Origin of the sequence: Mesorhizobium sp. M7A.F.Ca.MR.362.00.0.0 (assembly GCF_004023175.1) — a bacterium.
GTDB lineage: Bacteria > Pseudomonadota > Alphaproteobacteria > Rhizobiales > Rhizobiaceae > Mesorhizobium.
Window position 1 is genome coordinate 1 of the sequence record NZ_RZTF01000112.1, and the last position, 16,774, is coordinate 16,774.

Here is a 16,774-nt window from a genome sequence, read left to right on the forward strand (position 1 = left end):
ACGGGATCGAGCCGGCGCACTTCCGCACCGAGGCAGACCGAGACGTCGGGATGCTCGAAGACGTGCATCAACCCGTTGTTGACGGTGAATTTGGCGTCGACCGGGCACAGCCAGCAACGCAGATTGGCACAGCACGAGGTGCGTTGTGATGTCGGCAGCCGCGCCCGCGCGGTTGGCATGACAAAGTGCTGGCCGGGCTGCGCCGCCTTCATCATCCTGTCCGGTGTCGACATGCGATGCGGCGGTTGCGGAAACGGCTTCGAGCGGGGCAGCATCGCCGCCATGTCGGGATCGCCGGAGATCGACATGATGTCTTCCGCGTCGCAATAGAACGGCTCGACGTCGTCATAGCTGATCGGCCAGTCATTGCCGATACCGTAGGTGCTTTTCAGCCGGAAATCATTGGGATGAAATCTTGGCGTCTGCGCGAACCAGCAGTTCGTCCCGCCACCCAGTCCGATCGTGTAGTTCCACGGCTTGTTGGAATTGGTCTTATAGGTCGTTTCGTCATCGATGTCGGTGTTGACGTTCTGCTCGAGCTGCCATTCATGGGTGTTGTGGCGCCCCCACTCCAGCACCAGAATGCGTGCCTTTCGGCGCTTGGCGAACTCGTGCAGGAAGAAGGCCGAACCGAAGCCGGAACCGATCGCTACGAGATCGAAATGATCCCTGGTGATTTGCTCCGGCTTTACGTCCAGCACCATCGGCTACAACTCCACACAGAAATACGCGCTCAGTCCCAGCGCCCGCAGGCCATGTGCGGACCGGTCTTGCATCCGTCTGCCAGGGCCTGGTCTCATGCCGCCATTCTGCCGATCGAGTGATATTCGATGCCGTGGCGGGCGATGACCTTGGGGTCATAGAGGTTGCGGCCGTCGAAGATGACCGGCGTGATCAGCGCATCCTTCACCGCGTCGAAGGAGGGCGCGCGAAAGCTCTTCCATTCCGTGGCGATCAGCAGCGCATCGGCACCGCGCAGCGCTGCCTCCTTGGTGCCGCACAGAAGCAGGTCGTCGCGCAGCCCGTAGATGGCCTGGCATTCCTGCATCGCCTCGGGATCATAGGCCTGCACATTGGCGCCGGCCTTCCAGAGCGCTTCCATCAGGACGCGCGCCGGCGCCTCACGCATGTCGTCGGTGTTGGGCTTGAAGGCCAGGCCCCAGAGCGCAAAGGTCTTGCCTTTGAGGTTGCCCTTGAAATAGCGGTCCACCTTGTCGAAGAGAACCGATTTCTGTGCGTTGTTGCGCTCCTCGACGGCGCGCAGCAGCTTGGCGTCGAATTTGACGCCTTCGGCGGTCTTGATCAGCGCCCGCACGTCCTTGGGGAAGCACGAACCGCCATAACCCAGACCCGGATAGATGAAATGGTAGCCGATGCGGGGATCGCTGCCGATGCCCTTGCGGACCTCCTCGATGTCGGCGCCGAGCTGTTCGGCCAAATTGGCCATCTCGTTCATGAAGCTGATCTTAGTCGCCAGCATGCAGTTGGCGGCATATTTGGTGAATTCGGCGCTGCGCACGTCCATCACGATCATCTTCTCGTGGTTGCGGTTGAACGGCGCGTAGAGTTCGCGCATCACAGCCTCGGTGTCCTCGCTGTCGGTGCCGACGATGATGCGGTCCGGCTTCATGCAATCGGCGACCGCGGACCCCTCCTTGAGGAACTCGGGATTCGAAGCGACATCGAAAGCCAGGTCCTCGCGGCCTCTTTTCTTCAACGTGTCGGCAATCCTGGCCTTCACCTTTTCGCAGGTGCCGACCGGCACCGTAGACTTGCCGACGACGATCTTGGGTTTGTCCATTTCGCGGCCGATGGTCTCGGCGACGGCCAGCACATATTTGAGATCGGCCGAGCCGTCCTCGCCCGGCGGCGTGCCGACCGCGATCATCTGGATCTCGCCATGCCTGACAGCGGCGGCGGCATCGGTGGTGAACTTGATGCGGCCGGCAGCATGGTTTTCCTTAACGAGGTTTTCCAAACCGGGCTCGAAAATGGGAACCAGGCCCTGGTTGAGCCGCTCGACCTTGGCGGCGTCGATGTCGACGCACACCACCTGGTGCCCGACCTCGGCAAGGACCGCAGCCTGCACGAGGCCGACATAGCCAATTCCAAACACCGTCAAATTCATTCGGTTTCATTCCCATGCAAGGCAGCGGACCGTTTTCGGTCCCGCCGGTTCAAATCGACTTTCCCAACTACTTTACACTGCATGCCAGCGATTCCGGAAATTGACAGGGTTCGCCGAGCGCCGTGAAGGCAACCCGCTCGATCTGCAGGGAAAGCTTGCGGCCCGGATCCGCGAACGCTCCCATCCAACCCTTCATCGTATCGCTGCCCCAAAAGCTGAAGAATATCTTCTGTGCATGGCTGGGCAGCTTCGCCGGGTCGGTAATCGTGTTCACCAGCTGGCCGTTGACGTACCATCGCAAGCTGTCCTTCTGCCAGACGAAGGCGTAGTCGTTGAAGGCGTTCTCCGTGCCGCCCGGCACGTCGACCAGCTTCTCGTTCTTGCCCTTGCCCGCGATATAGGCATTGACCTGCACCTTGGAGGTGTCCTTGGTCAGCACCTCGAAGTCGATCTCGTCCCAGGGCTGCTTGTCGCTGGGGCCGATATAGGTGAAGAACGCCGCGTTTAGGCCGGAGCCGGTATCGGTCTTCAGCCGTGCCTCATAGGTGCCGTAGCCGAATCGCTGCTTGGTCTGGATCTCGCCGCAGACGTAGTCGCGATCCTTCAGCGTCTGCTTTTCGAAGCCGAGCGACAGCACATTATTCGACAGTTCGACCATGCCTTTCGACCAGGTGCAATTCTGATGGCTGCCGTTGTTCCAGCCGTCAGAAACATACCAGCGCGCACGATCGAAGCTTTTGAAATCATCGACGAAGGACGGCGATGTCGGAATGTCCTGGGCGTAGGAAGGGGTTGCCAGGAAACCGCCGAGAGCAGCCAGCAGCAACGCACCGAGCGACCCCAGCCGTCGCCAGGCGGCTTGTCCGGTCCGATATGCGAGAGGCGGCGCGTCAATTGCCGTCGTAGGTTTCGGATTCGAATTCATATCAAACTCACCTTTGCGCTGTGTGTCCCCAACCCAAAGTCGACGTTCGAACCGCTCCTGAACGGGCCAACCTTGACCTCCCCTGTGACCCTCTCGATTGCTTCCCGCCCTGCATCAAATCTGTTGCAACAGTTCCGAACCTTCACGTTCAACCTCTGCCGGCGCCTGCCGGCCAGGCGAATTCCGCCGAGGCGGCCGAATCGGCGTCCTCGTCGAAGACCATATCCAGCGAATGACGGAGCTCTTTCATCATGCCGTCCTGGCGCGACAGCGCCGCAATGCGGCGTTCGCAATTCAGGATCGACTGTGTCAGTGCGCTGACTTCCGAAGACCGCTTGTCGGAAGCTGAGCCGTTTTCCATGGCTTCGACCAGGAAGGCGGCGTTGGTCGACGTTGTCCGGTAGCGATTCTCAAGCCCGATTCTCTCGGCCTCGATCTCGGCCGCAATCTGTTCGAACAGCTTTGCCAGACGATCAAGACGTGAAACATCGGCCTGCCGGTCGCGGGCCGGATCCCTTGATCTGAAACCGAATATCGAGGCCATGAACTCAGATTCCTGTCATCGCCGGCTTGTGGGCCGGGCTTCTGGCCGATCCCCGCAGCCGGGGCTCAAAAATTCGTGTTGCGTTGTCCTGCTCCTTTTGAGGGAGAGACATCGGACCAATCCGATCGGGGGCCAGTTCGGCTGGTCGTCCACTATGCTGCACCGCAACATAGACTGCCATCGTCGGAGCCGCGAGGCAACCACCCAATTCGTAAACTCATAAATCCGGCCGAAATGGTTTGCGTGATGACGTGCTGCGAGCGGACAAACCGCAGGCCTCGGGCCTCGCTCTCAGCGTTCCTTGCCCATGCTGGTTCCGGCCATCAGAAAGCGCCGCGGCGGGACATGTTCTTGGCTGGACATAAGGCCGACGCGACGAAACAGCGCCTCGAGCTTGTCGGAAGCCACGCCCTGGACGATGGGGACGAGGTTGGACAGGCTGGCGAAAGCGTAAGCCGCGGCCGATGCCAGCCCCCGCTCAGCCTTGACGTCAAGGAAATTGCGCAGCCGATATTTGTCGCGCACGTGCCGTTCATGCCGCCGCAGCACCGCCTTCGAGCCTTCCGGCAGACTGTCGATCGCCAGCAGCGCCAGATCCGCATCGGCCAAACGCTTCAGGTCCTGAGTCTTGTGGCGGCCGCTCAAAGAATCGGCGCGGACGACGGCGCCGTATCCGCAGGAGCGAATGACCTTGAACCGCGCCCCGCATGCGACTGCGCGGGCGTAGAGTTCATAGTCCTCGCCCAGCCGCAGGCTCTCGTCGTAGCTCAACCCGTGGCGGTGGAGGAAGGCACGGCTTATCACCGGCTTCAAGAAGCCCAGTTCGCCCCTCTGCACGCGGCGCCTGGAGATGTTGCCTTCGACGAAGCGCTCGAAATCGAGGAATTCCGGATCGGCGGCAAATTGCGGCGCCACGATTTTCGTCGCGTCGCCCGTCGCATCATCCCTGATCAGCATGATGTTGTCGGCTGCGAAATCCCAATCGGCGCCGGCAAACAGGTTGCGAAACCGGCCTTCGAGGAAAAAATCGTCGGCATCAAGAATGCTGATGAACGGCGATTTCGAGCCGGCGATGGCTGCGTTGCGGGCAAAGGAGGGGCCGCGATTGACATCGAGGCGCATCACGGAGAGCCGCCCGCTGCCATCATCGGCGGATCGTGCGACATCGGCGGTGTCGTCGGTAGAGGCATCATCGACAACGACGACCTCCGCCACTTCCGGTTCGCGCAACGCGGATGCGATGGCGACGGCGATTGTCGCTGCCGCGTTTTTTGCCGCGATGATCACGCAGACCTCGGATTTCGTCATCGACATGGATTTGCCTCTCGTACAGGTAATATCGATTTGCCCTCGCCCCGTACTCCTTCGATGCCCTACAGAATTGCCGTCAGCACCCAATTTGCCTTCATTCAGCGACTCCCCGGCCGCTCGAAGATGCGGCGGCTGATATCGGCGGACGCCGCCCAGCCGGCTTCGGCCAGATAGCGGACCGGCGCGCGGCCGCACAGTTCCCACAGCACCGTTCGCCGCTGTGGCCACCGCAGCGACGGCAGCCATGGCGCGATGACCATGCTGAGCAGATCCTCATTGCCGATGCGCGACAGGATCCTGGTCGCGCGCTGCGACAGCAGCGTGCCAGCGCCGCCGAGTAGCACATCGGCGGCGCGCAGGCCAAGCAGCAGCGTGTCGTCCAAACCTTGCACGGTTGCGGCATCGAGCAAACGCTGCTGATCCCCCTCGTCGAGGCGGGCGGCGCTGGCACCGATATCACAGACGTAGCCCGCGCAGGGTTCCCGGTTGAAAAGTGCCTTGGCGACGCTGATGCAGGACAAAAGCAAAGTATCGGCCACCGAGGTGAACGGCACCGTCGCACCGGCGATTTCGACCTGTCGCTTGCGCCGCAGGAACCCGTCCGCGTCGCGCGGGCTTGGCGAGCCGGGCTGCTGGAGGCGGTAATGGAGATCTACCGTGGACGACCTCGGCCCGTCGTCCCGGGTCATGTGCTGTTCGCCGAGGAAGCGGACCCACCAGACGGAGTTCGACTTGCCTGATACCTCATAACCGATCTGGCGAAGCGCATCACGCGCCCTGAAAAATCCGAGCGGCGAAACCAGGATGTCGACATCGCCGGACGGCTTCATGAAGTGGTCGTCGTAGAGAAGCTGCTGCTGGAACGGACCCTTCAGAAAAACAAAATCGATCTCGCTGGCGCGCAGCACATCATGGACCGCCATGGAATCCATGATGCAGGACGCGTTCATCGAAACCGTCCTCCTGCGGTAGGTGTCGAGCCATCGGAAAAGCTCAGGCGGCCTCTCAAGCGCGGGTGCGCGCGAAAGGGCCTTGAGGACAAAGATGGCGACCTTGTTCAGCCTGGCGATGTCGGCAATTTTGGCACCGTCCAGATCACGCATCGAAATGTCGCCCGCGCCGGCGTGCGGTCCGGCGAAATACAATCGCAGGCAGGCCTGTACGTAGGCCACCTCGTCGGCACAGCCGGCGGCGCGCAATCGTTCGTATGAGCCGTCAGGCAAGGCCATTTAGCGCACAATCTCCCAAGAAAGCGGTTTGCGCGAACACTTATGCTGCACGTGCGAAGCAAACATCACCAAAAACCTCGATGCCGTAAAGCCTTTCCTTTTGCAGTGCGAATTTTTGCAACCGAAGCGTCTATCGAGATCGCGTCGGAAAGAAGTGAGAACCGCGGCTGAAATATCCTTGCCAGGTCTTTTAGCCGATCCCCGGCCGAATTTTCCAAACAGAAAATTCTTTCCATTAGCGAAGCCTAAAAATAAGCACAAAGCAAACGATTTATGCAAGCAAAATCATATGCTTAAAGAATCAGCACAGGCGCTGCCATCATGCCCAAGGAATCGGCTAAAAAGTGACAAGTTTTAGGCATGGCCGCTCATGTCCTGACGCCAGCAACGTAATTGATTAACGGAAGGTAAAACAGTCTTGACTCATAAATGCTGCCGTGCAGCTATTGCATTGCAGCATAAAAGTGCTGACGGCACTCGACAGGCCGTTTCCAGTCCTAAATCGGAGAGTAAAATGGAACAGAATGTTGAAAAGCATGAATACGAGACACCAAGCCTGACGGTTCATGGTTCGATTGAGACCATCACCCAGGGTGGCGGCGGCAACACGGCGATCGACGCGTCGTTCCCCGCGCACACGCCGATCGGCGACCTGACGTTCTCCTGAGACTTATAGCCGTTTCCAGAGTGACATTTTGGGACTCTGGATTCAAAAGCAGACGTAAGAGGGGTCGGGGGGCCAGCCTCCCGACTTCTCCTGCGCCAACCGGAGATGTCGAAGCGTTTTGTCAGTGAGGTGCGGGGATGAACGGGAAGCAATCCGACCATGATCTGGCCGACCACGATAGCGTGAGTGCGACCAAGGATGCCGTGGCTTGCGAGTTCGGCGATGGCTTGGCGCTGCTCAATCTCAAATCCAATGTCTACTACAGCCTGAATGGCGTCGGCGCCTTCATCTGGGATTTGATCCAGGAGCCCCGGTCGATCGGCGACATCCGCAGCGCCGTGCTTGCGCGCTATAATGTCGACCCGGTGCGCTGCCAGGCCGATGTCGACGCATTGCTGAAGGGCCTGACCGATAATGGGCTTGCGAGACGGCATCATGAGGCACTTGTCTAAGTCGGCCCAGCACAAGGCGCTGGTTTCGCAGGCCATAGTTTCGCGGGCCCTGGTTTCGCGGGCCACGGCTTTACGGCAGGAACCCGCGAGGGAAACAGGCCTCAAGCAGTCGAAGCGCGGCGAAAGCCGGCACGGGCTGGTCAGGATTTTCTCCCTGAGCGGCTCGGAAATGATCTTCCTTGGCCATTGCCTGCTGGTGGTGGCGACAGTTCGGCTGGGGCTGACGCTGCTGTCCTACAATCGTGTACGCAGCCTGGTGACGCGCCTAGACGCGCGGCAGTGCGCTTCAATGGGCGAACTGCGGCGTGTCGCCTGGGGCGTTGCCGCCGCGGCCCGTTTCGTCCCTTACGCTACGTGCCTGACCCAGGCGCTCTCCGGCCAGTATATTCTCGCCCGCCAAGGCAATGAATCGACGATACGCATCGGCATCGAACGTGGCACGGGCGAGCAGTTGAAAGCACATGCCTGGCTGGTCAGCGACAGCCATATCGTGCTTGGCGGATCGGTCGACGGCTTCGCCCATCTCGTCGACCACGGCAGCCGATGAGCGGCGTCGCCGGAATCCTGCTGCGCGGAGCACACGCACCGGCGGTCGCGGCGGCAGACATTCAGCAAATGCTGGCGCGCATGCGCCATCGCGGTCCCGACGGCGGTTCATGGTGGCTGGACACCAGCATCGCCCTTGGCCACGCCTGGCTCAACACATCGGATGAGGTCGGTCCAGGCCCTTTGACGATGGCTGGCGGCCGGCTCGCCATCACCGCCGATTGCCGGCTGGACAACCGTGACGAGTTGCTGGCCAGGCTCGGTATCCGCGACCAGTCGGTGGCCGACGCGATCGTGCTGATGCGGGCCTATCTGCGTTGGGGCGAAGCCTGTCCGGAGCATCTCCAAGGCGATTTCGCGTTCGCCATCTGGGATGACGAGCGGCAATCGCTGTTTTGCGCGCGCGATCATTTTGGCGTCAAGCCGTTCTACTACCACGCGGCGGACCGGCGTTTTGCCTTCGCGTCCGAGATCGGGCCGATCCTGGGCGTCGAAGGTATCCGCGCACGTGTCAGCGAGCGCCAGATCTCCGGCTTCCTGGCCGGGCTTCCCGACGACCCGCAGTCGACCCCCTACAGCGATATATTCAGCCTGCCGGCCCGCCACAGCCTGACCGTCACCGCGCAACAGGTGATGTTGCGTCGATACTGGCAGATCGAGCCGTCGGCGCGGCCCTTGCGGTCGGATGCATCGGAGGAATTCGCCCATCTGTTCTCGCAATCGGTGCGCAACCGCATGCGAGGGACCTCGGCAGTCGGCGCAATGCTGAGCGGCGGCCTCGATTCCTCATCTATCGCCTGTGTCGCCGGCCTGCAGAATGCCGCTGCGCGCAAGCCGAAGCTGCCGACCTTCTCGCTGGTTTTCGAGAAGGGCTCGCCGATGGACGAGCGGCCCTTCATCGATGCCGTTCTCGACCAGCAGAAGGTCGACGCGACACTGATCCCGGTCGGCAACTATGCCCCATTCGCCGAATTCGAACGCGTGCTGGAAGAACAGGAAGGAACGTTCCTGGCGCCGGGCCTGACGCTTACCCGCGGGATCTACCGGACTGCCGGCGCCAAGGGCATCAAGGTGCTGCTGGACGGCCATGGCGGCGACGAGGTCGTTTCCCAAGGCCATGGTCACCTGCACGAGCTTGCGAATGGCGGCCGATGGATGGATCTGTGGCGCGAGGTCCGCAGCGCCTCCAATACCTATGGCGACAGCACGCTTGGCCTTTATCTCCAGTTCCTGACCCTCTACGGGCCGGCTTGGCGCATCGCCAAGCTGAGGCATCTGGCCAACCGTGCCCTGAACAGGATCCGCAAGCCCGCGCACGTGCAGCGCGCACGAAGCTGGCGCGACCTGATCAATCCGGACCTTGCCAAGCGCACCGAGCTTGTCGACCGGTTTCACCGGGCCGGCTATATGCCGCCCGGCGTTCAGGCCAGCGACGCCTTGAGCCATCGCTGGATCCTGTCGAACGGCTATGTCCCGCATGCTTTCGAGGTTCTCGACAAGGCCGCCGCCAATTTCGGCGTCGAGCCGCGATACCCATTCTGGGACAAGCCGCTGGTCGAGTTCTGCCTGGCATTGCCGGGCGAGGAGAAGCTGAGCCACGGCTTTGGTCGCTATGTGCTGCGTCGCGCCATGCAAGGCGTATTGCCGGAGGCGGTGCAGTGGCGACGCGACAAGATCGACTTCACCGCCAATCTCGTCAACGGCATGCTGCGCAACCATCGCGACCTCCTGGAACAGCTGCTGGTCTCGGATGCAGGCCGCATCGCGCCTTATGTCAATCTGCCGCAAGTGAGTGCTGCCTATGCGCGGCTGCTGCGCCAGCCCGATCAGGCAGCCCCCCTGGATGTCCAGTATGTCTGGCGCTCGGCCTCGCTGTCGCTCTGGCTGCGGCAACTCCAGCACGGCGGGAGCCCCACGTGATGCCGCGCAACGAGCCGATGGCCGCATACAGTGATAATCCCCGTCCGCATGGCCGGGCCATGCGAGAACGCCGCTTCTACCGCGCCTATGGTCTGACCATCGCGTCGGAGGTGATGTTACCCGAACTGCAGCCGGCGCCGCCCGGGGCGGCGGATGTCGTGATCGCCGTCGGCGTGATCGACCTGCCAAAGCCGGCGCCCGAAGCCGCGACCGACTTTCGCTTCGAGCCGGACCGGCAATATCTGGCCTGGCATGCCGTGGGCGCGTTCCTGATCACCGATTCCAACCGTATCGACATTGAACCGGCGCCCGGCGTCGACGACGCGCTGCTCGCGTTTCCGCTGCTCGGTCCGGTCATGGCGCTGCTTTTGCACCGGCGCGGCCTGCTTGTCCTGCATGCCAGTGCCATCGCCGCCGCCGGCACGAGCGCCATCTTCATGGGTGACAAGGGAGCCGGCAAGTCGACGACGGCAAGCGCGATGATCCGGGCCGGGCATCGACTGCTTACCGATGACGTGGTGGCGCTGGACCTCGCCAATCCGAGTGAGCCAATGACCGTTCCGGGCTTTCCGCAGATCAAGCTGGCGGCCGACGCCGCGGCGGCGATCTCGCTCGGGGAAGCGGAAGTGCGGCCGCAAGTGCATCCGACGATCGACAAGATGCAGCATCGCCTGAACGGTGACTTTTCGGGCGACAAGGTGCCGGCGACCAGGATCTATATCCTCGAGCGCGGCGAAAGGGCTGACATCACGCCCTTGCCCGCCATTGCCGCCCTGCCGGCCATCATCAAATTCTCCTATGTGACGCGCTTCGGCCGCGCGGCCCTCCCCGGCGACTTCGCGGCGGCGCATCTTCAGCAATGTTCATGGATTGCTAACCATATCGGCGTGTACCGGCTGGAAGTCCCGACGGGCCTGGACAGGATCGGCGAAGCCGTGGAGCTGATCGAAAAGGATCTGTCGGCTGGCAGCCGGCGGTCGTGAGCGCAACCATGTCGAAGTCCCCAACCCTTCGCCTGTCGCTGTTTCGAGAAATTGCCGCATTCGGCGCGGCCATTGCCCGGATCGGCGGCCGGCGAACATGGACGGCGCTGTTCTTCCTCATCCTCGGCAGCCTGACCGAGGGCATCTCCATCCTGCTGCTCATCCCGCTGCTGCATCTGGTCGGACGCGCCGACCAGCATTTCGCTGTTCGGCTGCCCAACAATGATTTCGTGCGCTGGCTGGTGCCTGACGGCACGCTGCAGCTGACGACCGTGCTTTGCGCGCTGGTCGGGCTGGTTGCAGCGCAGGCGGCGTTCAATCGCTTCAAGTCGGTCTACATGGCCAGATTGCTGTTCGATTTCGTCAACCGCGTTCGCATGAACCTGTTCGAAAGCATCGGCAAGGCGCGCTGGGGCGTTTTTACCCGCATGCGCAGTTCCGACCTCGATCATGCCCTGACCGGCGACATCGACCGCGTCCAGGGCGCGGCGTTCTCACTGCTGATGCTGGTGCAGATCGCCGTTCTTCTGGCTGGCTATCTCCTGGTTTCCATGTTCATCTCGCCGGTCATGACGCTGTTTGCCGTCGTCATCGGCATGCTGATGTTCGTGGCGCTGCAGCCCTTCCGGACACGGGCCACTGCCTTCGGCCGTGTGCTGACCGCCAATCGACAGGATCAGTACCGGACGGTCTCGGAATTTCTCGGCGGCATCAAGGTGGCCAAGAGCCTGAACGTCGAGGACAGCTATTTCGCGCAGCTGCGGTCGACGCTTGAGAAGATGAAGGCCGACAATATCGACTATGTGCGCAACAGCACCATCGGCACCGCGGTATTCCAAGTGGCGAGCGTGGTGGGCCTGAGCCTGTTCATCTATGTGGCTTTGGTTCGCTTCAACCTGTCGCTGGCCGAGATCGTCGTCCTGCTCCTGGTCTTCATGCGCATCGCGCCGCGCTTCATGGACATGCAGACGCAAGCCCAGCAAGTGCTGATCAACCTGCCCGCCTTTACGGCAATGCGCAGCCTGCAGGCACGTTTCGATGCCGAACGCGAACCAGGCCATACCGAGTTCGCCGACGCCGGGACACTCTCCCTCAATACGGGATTGAATATTCGCGGTGTCTCCTTCGCCTATGGAGATGCTGGCGACAAGGTGGTGGTGAGCGGCATCACCTTCGGCCTGCCCGCCGGCAAGGTCACCGCCCTGATCGGCCCGTCCGGATCGGGCAAGAGCACGATCGCCGATATGCTGCTTGGCCTGCTGGAGCCCACCACCGGCATGATGCTTGTCGACGGCGTCGAGATCGATGCCAGCAATCGCCGTCGCTGGCGCGACCAGGTGGCCTATGTGCCGCAGGACGTGTTCCTCCTGCACGACACGATCGCGGCGAACCTGCGCCTTGCCGCGCCACGGGCCAGCGATGGCGACCTGTGGGCCGCGCTGCATCAGGCGCACGCCGGCGAGTTTGTCGAACGGCTCGACCTCAGGCTCGAGACGGTGGTCGGCGATCGCGGCGTGCGGCTCTCGGGCGGCGAACGCCAGCGCATCGCGCTCGCGCGCGCGCTGCTGCGCAAGCCGTCACTGCTCATCCTGGACGAGGCGACCAGCGCGCTCGACTGGCAGAACCAGTCGCTGATCGCCAGGTCGATCGACGGATTGCGCGGCACGATGACGATCCTGACCATCGCGCACCGGCCGTCGATGATCGCCTTCGCCGACTGGGTGGTGGCGATGGAAAACGGCCGTATCGTCGAGGTCGGCCAATATCAGCGGCTGAAGGAAAAAACCGGCAGCCGGTTGTCGAGGATGCTGTCGGGGGAACAGTCAGAGGGCGAACCCGCCGATGTCGCGTGAGCCGGCGACCAAGACGCGCCGAAACGGACTCACGCGGTGCCTAGTCTCTTGTTTCGAAGCATGCGTCCAAACCGGGGGCAGGTTTGAGCAATCTGCATCAATGCAGGCCGCGCCTGGCACCGCCCAGCTTCTCGCTTTCGGCGACCTCTGGTGCGTTCAGTTTGCGCTCGGCGTCACGGGCTATGTCGGCAGGCGTCGGCGCGCTCCTGGCGATCATGGTGTAGATGAGCACGAAATAGCCGGCCTGAATGATCACGGCGCAGATGATGACGCGCACCAATATCGTGCCTATCGACGCTCCGCCCAGCCAGGACCAGCCGACGACAATCGCCAGAGCGAAAATCATCCCGAGGATGAATTTTGGAAGTGCCATACCCAACAGCCCATAAACCGGCTCGGGTATTATCACGATTGCCCCACCCGAGCGCCGTCCCTTGTCATGTGGGCTTGTTAAGGTCGCCCACTCTCGACCGGTTGCTTCCGGCCTTTTCCACCTGTCGTCACCGTGACAGGTATAATTTGCAATTCTATTAAGGCGAGCAATAGGCGGCAAGGGCAACTTCGGATATTTTTGATCGAGCTTTTGCGATCGACTCTGCCATGCTGCAATGCACGCAACGGGAGCTAAGCCGATCTCCTCTCCTCGGCATTTTCCAGTAAGATAGACAATATTAAGTAGTATTTTATACGGTTTTCACCAAGCATCAGGGCATGATAAAGCACTAATTTTCAGCTTGCCTTGGCAAATAGGTAGGTCCGCCTAAAAACCGCCCCACAAAGGCCTCTATTTTTTCGGCCGTGCCCATTTATTGTCACAAATGTGCTAAATACGCCGAAATTTGTGCATGGCAAGCTTATTATTTAGTCAATTCATGACGTGACTATTTCAATGGGGTGGTAAATTGTGTGTTGCGCTGCAACATTTTTTTGGTATCGTGCGCTGAACCATTCGTTCAACGCATGGAGTTTACGGCATGAGGGACGTTGCCAAGTCGGCCACGGCGAGCTTTTCGCAGGCTGACATCGATTTTCCGCCACCGATCGGCGGCTTGCTCAAACGCAGCTTCGATATCGCCGGTTCACTGATTGGACTGATCGCACTCAGCCCGCTGTTTGTCATGATAGCGCTGCTGGTCAAGTTTTCCGACGGCGGCTCGATTTTCTACGGTCACAGGCGAATTGGACGCGGCGGGCGGATTTTTCCTTGCCTGAAGTTCCGCACCATGGTTCCGGACGGCGACAGGGTATTGGCAACCTATCTCGCCACCAACCCGGACGCCAACGCGGAATGGATCGCCACCCGCAAGCTGAAGAACGATCCGCGCGTTACCCGTGTCGGAGCTGTGCTGAGGAAACTCAGCCTCGACGAGCTGCCGCAGATCATCAACATCCTGCAGGGCGACATGAGCCTTGTCGGCCCTCGTCCGGTCGTGCGCGACGAGCTGGAGATCTATGGCACGTCCGCCGTCTATTACCTGAAATCCCGCCCGGGCCTGACCGGCCTGTGGCAAGTCAGCGGCCGCAACGATGTGTCCTATGACAGCCGCGTCGCCTTCGATCGCCACTATGTCGAGAACTGGTCGCTGTTCGAGGACGTTCGCATCATCATCAAGACCGTCCCGGCCGTCTGGATGTCGCGTGGTTCTTACTGACCGGCCGGTGGCCAATGCCAGACATTGGCATCGGCCATTCGACGCAAGCTCATCGGGCGATGGGGCTATAGCGGATCGGAACGTTGAGTTGAAAACAGATTTGTTCGAAGCCTTTCGCAGCGGCCCGGATTCCGGCCGGCTGCGGCGGGCGCGTTTGCTGGCCACATGCCTTGCCATGGCGCTCGTCGTCCCGCACATCGCCGCCGCCGGCGACTATCGCCTCGGCTCGCAAGACAAGCTCACCATCCGCGTCGCCGAATGGCAGACAGTCGAAGGCACATTTCGTGATTGGTCGGCGGTGAATGGCGAGTACACGGTCGGTCCATCCGGTACGCTGTCGGTGCCGTTCGCCGGCGAGTTGCCGGCATCCGGCAAGACCACGTCCGAAATCGCGGCGGCGATCGGCGAGGCGCTGCAGAAAAAGCTCGCTTTGTCGGACCGACCGGAAGCCTCGGTCGAGATGGCGCAGTTCCGGCCCTTCTACATTTCGGGCGAAGTCCAGAACCCAGGCCAATTTCCTTATGTCCCGGACCTGACGGTGTTGAAGGCAATCAGCGTCGCCGGCGGCATCAGGCGCAACGCCGACTACGGCCCCCAGCTCGGCAAGGACCTGGTCACCGCCAAGGGCATGTTCGACATCTCCGACGACCAGCGCATCCGACTGATCGTAAGGCGCGCCCGCATCGATGCGGATATGGCCGGCAAAGCGAGTTTCGACGTGCCGAAGGAGGTCGAGGGCGATCCGAGACTGCCGGCCATCGTGGCGGACGAGATGACGATTCTGACGGCCGACCAAAAGGCGCTGAAGCTGAAACTCGAGGCGCTCGACGACCTGAAGGGGGTTTTGGAATCTGAAATCGAGTCGCTGCAGAAGAAGATCGTCAATCAGCAGCAGCAGGTCGACTTGGCGCAGCAGCAACTCGCCAGCATCGGTCCGCTGGCGCAAAAAGGCCTGATCGCCAATGCCCGACTGCTGGATTCGCGCCAGTCCGTGGCCGACCTGCAGGGCAAGATCCTGGACTACGAAACCGCCATCCTCACCGCCAAGCAGGCGATCAGCAAGGCGAAGCAGGATGCTATCGATGCCCAGAACACCTTGAGTTCAAGTCTCGCCACTGACCGGCAGCAGACCGAAGCCGACCTGAACGAGGCCGCGTTGAAGGTGAACATGCAGAAAGGCCTGATAGCCCAGGCCAGCGATCCCGCGATGGCGGCCGCTATGACAAATGATCAGCAGCCGACCCTGCTCTATTCACTGGTGCGCAATGTCGACGGCAAGACCACCGAAATAGCCGCCAAGGAAGAAACTCCGGTGCTGCCTGGCGATGTGATCAAGATCAAGCTGGCGCCGCTGGCCAGCCAATAGACCGACTTCCAACACGATCCAGTGTTTCGAGCCAGAGCCTCACCCGACAAATCGGGATGAGGCTCTGGCTCAGTTGTTTGAACATCTCCCTGCGGAAACCATAATAGCCGTCTCGGGATCGAGGCTTCCCGTCCGAGCACATGCTTGCTCAAAAAAGGAAGGCCGCTCCCTTCAGCCCGCGAGATGATAGTTTATGAGGGACCTGCGCCCGCCGGATGGCCGGTATACCGAGGCCAGTCAGTCTCGCCCCCGGCCGCGTCAGCCGGCTCCAGAGCCGGTGACCGCCGCCTGCGGGTAACGGGCAGCCGCGCCAGCTTGAAGAAGCTGAAATACATCAGGAAAGAACCCATGATGTAGGCATTCAGTATCTCGACCTCGACGAAGGAGCGGATCAGCAGCAGCACCATCACGCCGAAAAGGATCACCGAGTCAGCCTGCCATGCCTTGAAGATAACCGCCGAGACGTGGCCGTAGAGCGTGCGCAGCATGATCAGCGACACCAGCGTCGCTCCGACGAAGCCGAGTTCGACGAGGGCCTCGATATAGGTGTTGTGGAAGTGGAAGCCGGTGCGGGTGGTGATGTAGAATTCGTTCCACAGCCGCTCGGCTTCAGCGAAGCCCTGCACCCAATAGGCGGCATAGCCGACGCCGAGAATCGGCGATTTCTGGACCGTGTTCCAGCCTTGCTCCCACAGATAGGTTCGCCCGGTGAGCGTCGAATCCTTGCCGAAGAGGCCGAGGACGAAGTCCATCAGCCCGAGATTCAAGGCGACGAAGGCCGTCACGACCAGCAGGCCGGCGCCGATCAGGAAGATGACCCGGCGATAGCGGCGTGACAGAAGTTTGCTCATCGCAAGAAGCGCCACCAGCGCTAGAACCGCGGGTATCGAGGCCATCGAGGTGGCGGAATGCGAGGCGACCAGGACATAGGCCGACAGCAGCACGACGGGCACCGCCAGGATGAAGCTGAGCCGGCCGCGCCTGTAGAAGGCAAGGAAGACAACGCAGAAATAGATGCCGAGCGAGCCGACAAAGCCGATCTGGTTCTTGGAGGCGAAGGCGCCGACGAAGTTCACGGTGCCGTCGAGGACATCCTCGGAATAACTCCCGACCTTCAGCGAATAGAGAAGGACGACGAATATTCCGATCAGCGCCCCTATGGTCAGCGTGCGCACGCTGACCATAGGGGCGCTGATCG

General features: G+C 61.3%; 15 protein-coding genes and 1 pseudogene. 8 read left to right on the top strand and 8 right to left on the bottom strand.

Annotated elements, in window-relative coordinates; all coding sequences use genetic code 11:
* The 6 genes and pseudogenes from EOC06_RS15940 to EOC06_RS15965 all read right to left on the bottom strand — a co-directional run.
* Nucleotides 1-704: pseudogene (locus EOC06_RS15940) on the bottom strand (GMC family oxidoreductase); the annotation flags it as partial.
* A 92-nt stretch (nucleotides 705-796) separates the two neighbouring features.
* Nucleotides 797-2,128, bottom strand: coding sequence for a UDP-glucose/GDP-mannose dehydrogenase family protein (locus EOC06_RS15945; RefSeq protein WP_127267657.1), 1,332 nt, complete (start codon nucleotides 2,126-2,128; stop codon nucleotides 797-799).
* Between the two features lie 67 nt (nucleotides 2,129-2,195).
* Nucleotides 2,196-3,053, bottom strand: a complete 858-nt coding sequence (locus EOC06_RS15950; protein WP_128308214.1) for a family 16 glycosylhydrolase — start codon at nucleotides 3,051-3,053, stop codon at nucleotides 2,196-2,198.
* A 148-nt stretch (nucleotides 3,054-3,201) separates the two neighbouring features.
* A complete protein-coding gene (locus EOC06_RS15955; RefSeq protein ID WP_127380407.1) occupies nucleotides 3,202-3,597 on the bottom strand; it encodes a hypothetical protein in 396 nt (131 codons plus the stop codon).
* A gap of 291 nt (nucleotides 3,598-3,888) precedes the next feature.
* Nucleotides 3,889-4,911 carry a glycosyltransferase gene (locus tag EOC06_RS15960; RefSeq protein WP_128308215.1) on the bottom strand — a complete coding sequence of 341 codons (1,023 nt, stop codon included), beginning with the start codon at nucleotides 4,909-4,911 and terminating at the stop codon, nucleotides 3,889-3,891.
* A 95-nt stretch (nucleotides 4,912-5,006) separates the two neighbouring features.
* Nucleotides 5,007-6,137 (bottom strand): nucleotidyltransferase family protein, encoded by a 1,131-nt coding sequence (locus EOC06_RS15965; protein WP_128308216.1) that lies wholly within the window; start codon nucleotides 6,135-6,137, stop codon nucleotides 5,007-5,009.
* Between the two features lie 514 nt (nucleotides 6,138-6,651).
* On the opposite strand from EOC06_RS15965, the gene EOC06_RS15970 reads away from it, so the two are divergent.
* The 6 genes from EOC06_RS15970 to EOC06_RS15995 all read left to right on the top strand — a co-directional run bounded on the left by EOC06_RS15970 (nucleotide 6,652) and on the right by EOC06_RS15995 (nucleotide 12,558).
* Nucleotides 6,652-6,804 carry a lasso peptide gene (locus tag EOC06_RS15970; RefSeq protein ID WP_013891488.1) on the top strand — a complete coding sequence of 51 codons (153 nt, stop codon included), beginning with the start codon at nucleotides 6,652-6,654 and terminating at the stop codon, nucleotides 6,802-6,804.
* 137 nt (nucleotides 6,805-6,941) lie between these two features.
* Nucleotides 6,942-7,256: a PqqD family protein gene (locus EOC06_RS15975; protein ID WP_127267623.1), complete on the top strand. Its 315-nt coding sequence runs from the start codon at nucleotides 6,942-6,944 to the stop codon at nucleotides 7,254-7,256.
* Nucleotides 7,240-7,803 carry a lasso peptide biosynthesis B2 protein gene (locus EOC06_RS15980; protein ID WP_128308217.1) on the top strand — a complete coding sequence of 188 codons (564 nt, stop codon included), beginning with the start codon at nucleotides 7,240-7,242 and terminating at the stop codon, nucleotides 7,801-7,803. Before EOC06_RS15975 ends, EOC06_RS15980 begins: the two co-directional genes overlap by 17 nt.
* Complete coding sequence (locus tag EOC06_RS15985) at nucleotides 7,800-9,722, top strand: lasso peptide isopeptide bond-forming cyclase (RefSeq protein WP_128308218.1); 1,923 nt, start codon at nucleotides 7,800-7,802, stop codon at nucleotides 9,720-9,722. Before EOC06_RS15980 ends, EOC06_RS15985 begins: the two co-directional genes overlap by 4 nt.
* The gene (locus EOC06_RS15990) at nucleotides 9,719-10,705 is read left to right on the top strand and encodes a serine kinase (RefSeq protein ID WP_128308219.1); all 987 of its coding nucleotides are present in this window, start codon (nucleotides 9,719-9,721) and stop codon (nucleotides 10,703-10,705) included. The genes EOC06_RS15985 and EOC06_RS15990 overlap by 4 nt, the downstream gene beginning before the upstream one ends.
* Before the next feature lie 8 nt (nucleotides 10,706-10,713).
* The gene (locus tag EOC06_RS15995; RefSeq protein WP_128308220.1) at nucleotides 10,714-12,558 is read left to right on the top strand and encodes an ABC transporter ATP-binding protein; all 1,845 of its coding nucleotides are present in this window, start codon (nucleotides 10,714-10,716) and stop codon (nucleotides 12,556-12,558) included.
* A 97-nt stretch (nucleotides 12,559-12,655) separates the two neighbouring features.
* Here the strand turns inward: EOC06_RS15995 and EOC06_RS16000 are convergent, their stop codons facing one another.
* A complete protein-coding gene (locus tag EOC06_RS16000) occupies nucleotides 12,656-12,931 on the bottom strand; it encodes a hypothetical protein (RefSeq protein WP_023811582.1) in 276 nt (91 codons plus the stop codon).
* Between the two features lie 601 nt (nucleotides 12,932-13,532).
* Here EOC06_RS16000 and EOC06_RS16005 point away from each other — a divergent pair.
* A complete protein-coding gene (locus EOC06_RS16005; protein ID WP_023811581.1) occupies nucleotides 13,533-14,210 on the top strand; it encodes a sugar transferase in 678 nt (225 codons plus the stop codon).
* A gap of 100 nt (nucleotides 14,211-14,310) precedes the next feature.
* A complete protein-coding gene (locus tag EOC06_RS16010; RefSeq protein ID WP_164761652.1) occupies nucleotides 14,311-15,576 on the top strand; it encodes a polysaccharide biosynthesis/export family protein in 1,266 nt (421 codons plus the stop codon).
* Nucleotides 15,577-15,767: 191 nt separating this feature from the next.
* On the opposite strand, the gene EOC06_RS16015 is transcribed toward EOC06_RS16010, so the two are convergent.
* A partial coding sequence (locus tag EOC06_RS16015; RefSeq protein ID WP_164898606.1) for an O-antigen ligase occupies nucleotides 15,768-16,774 on the bottom strand: 1,007 nt, incomplete at its 5' end.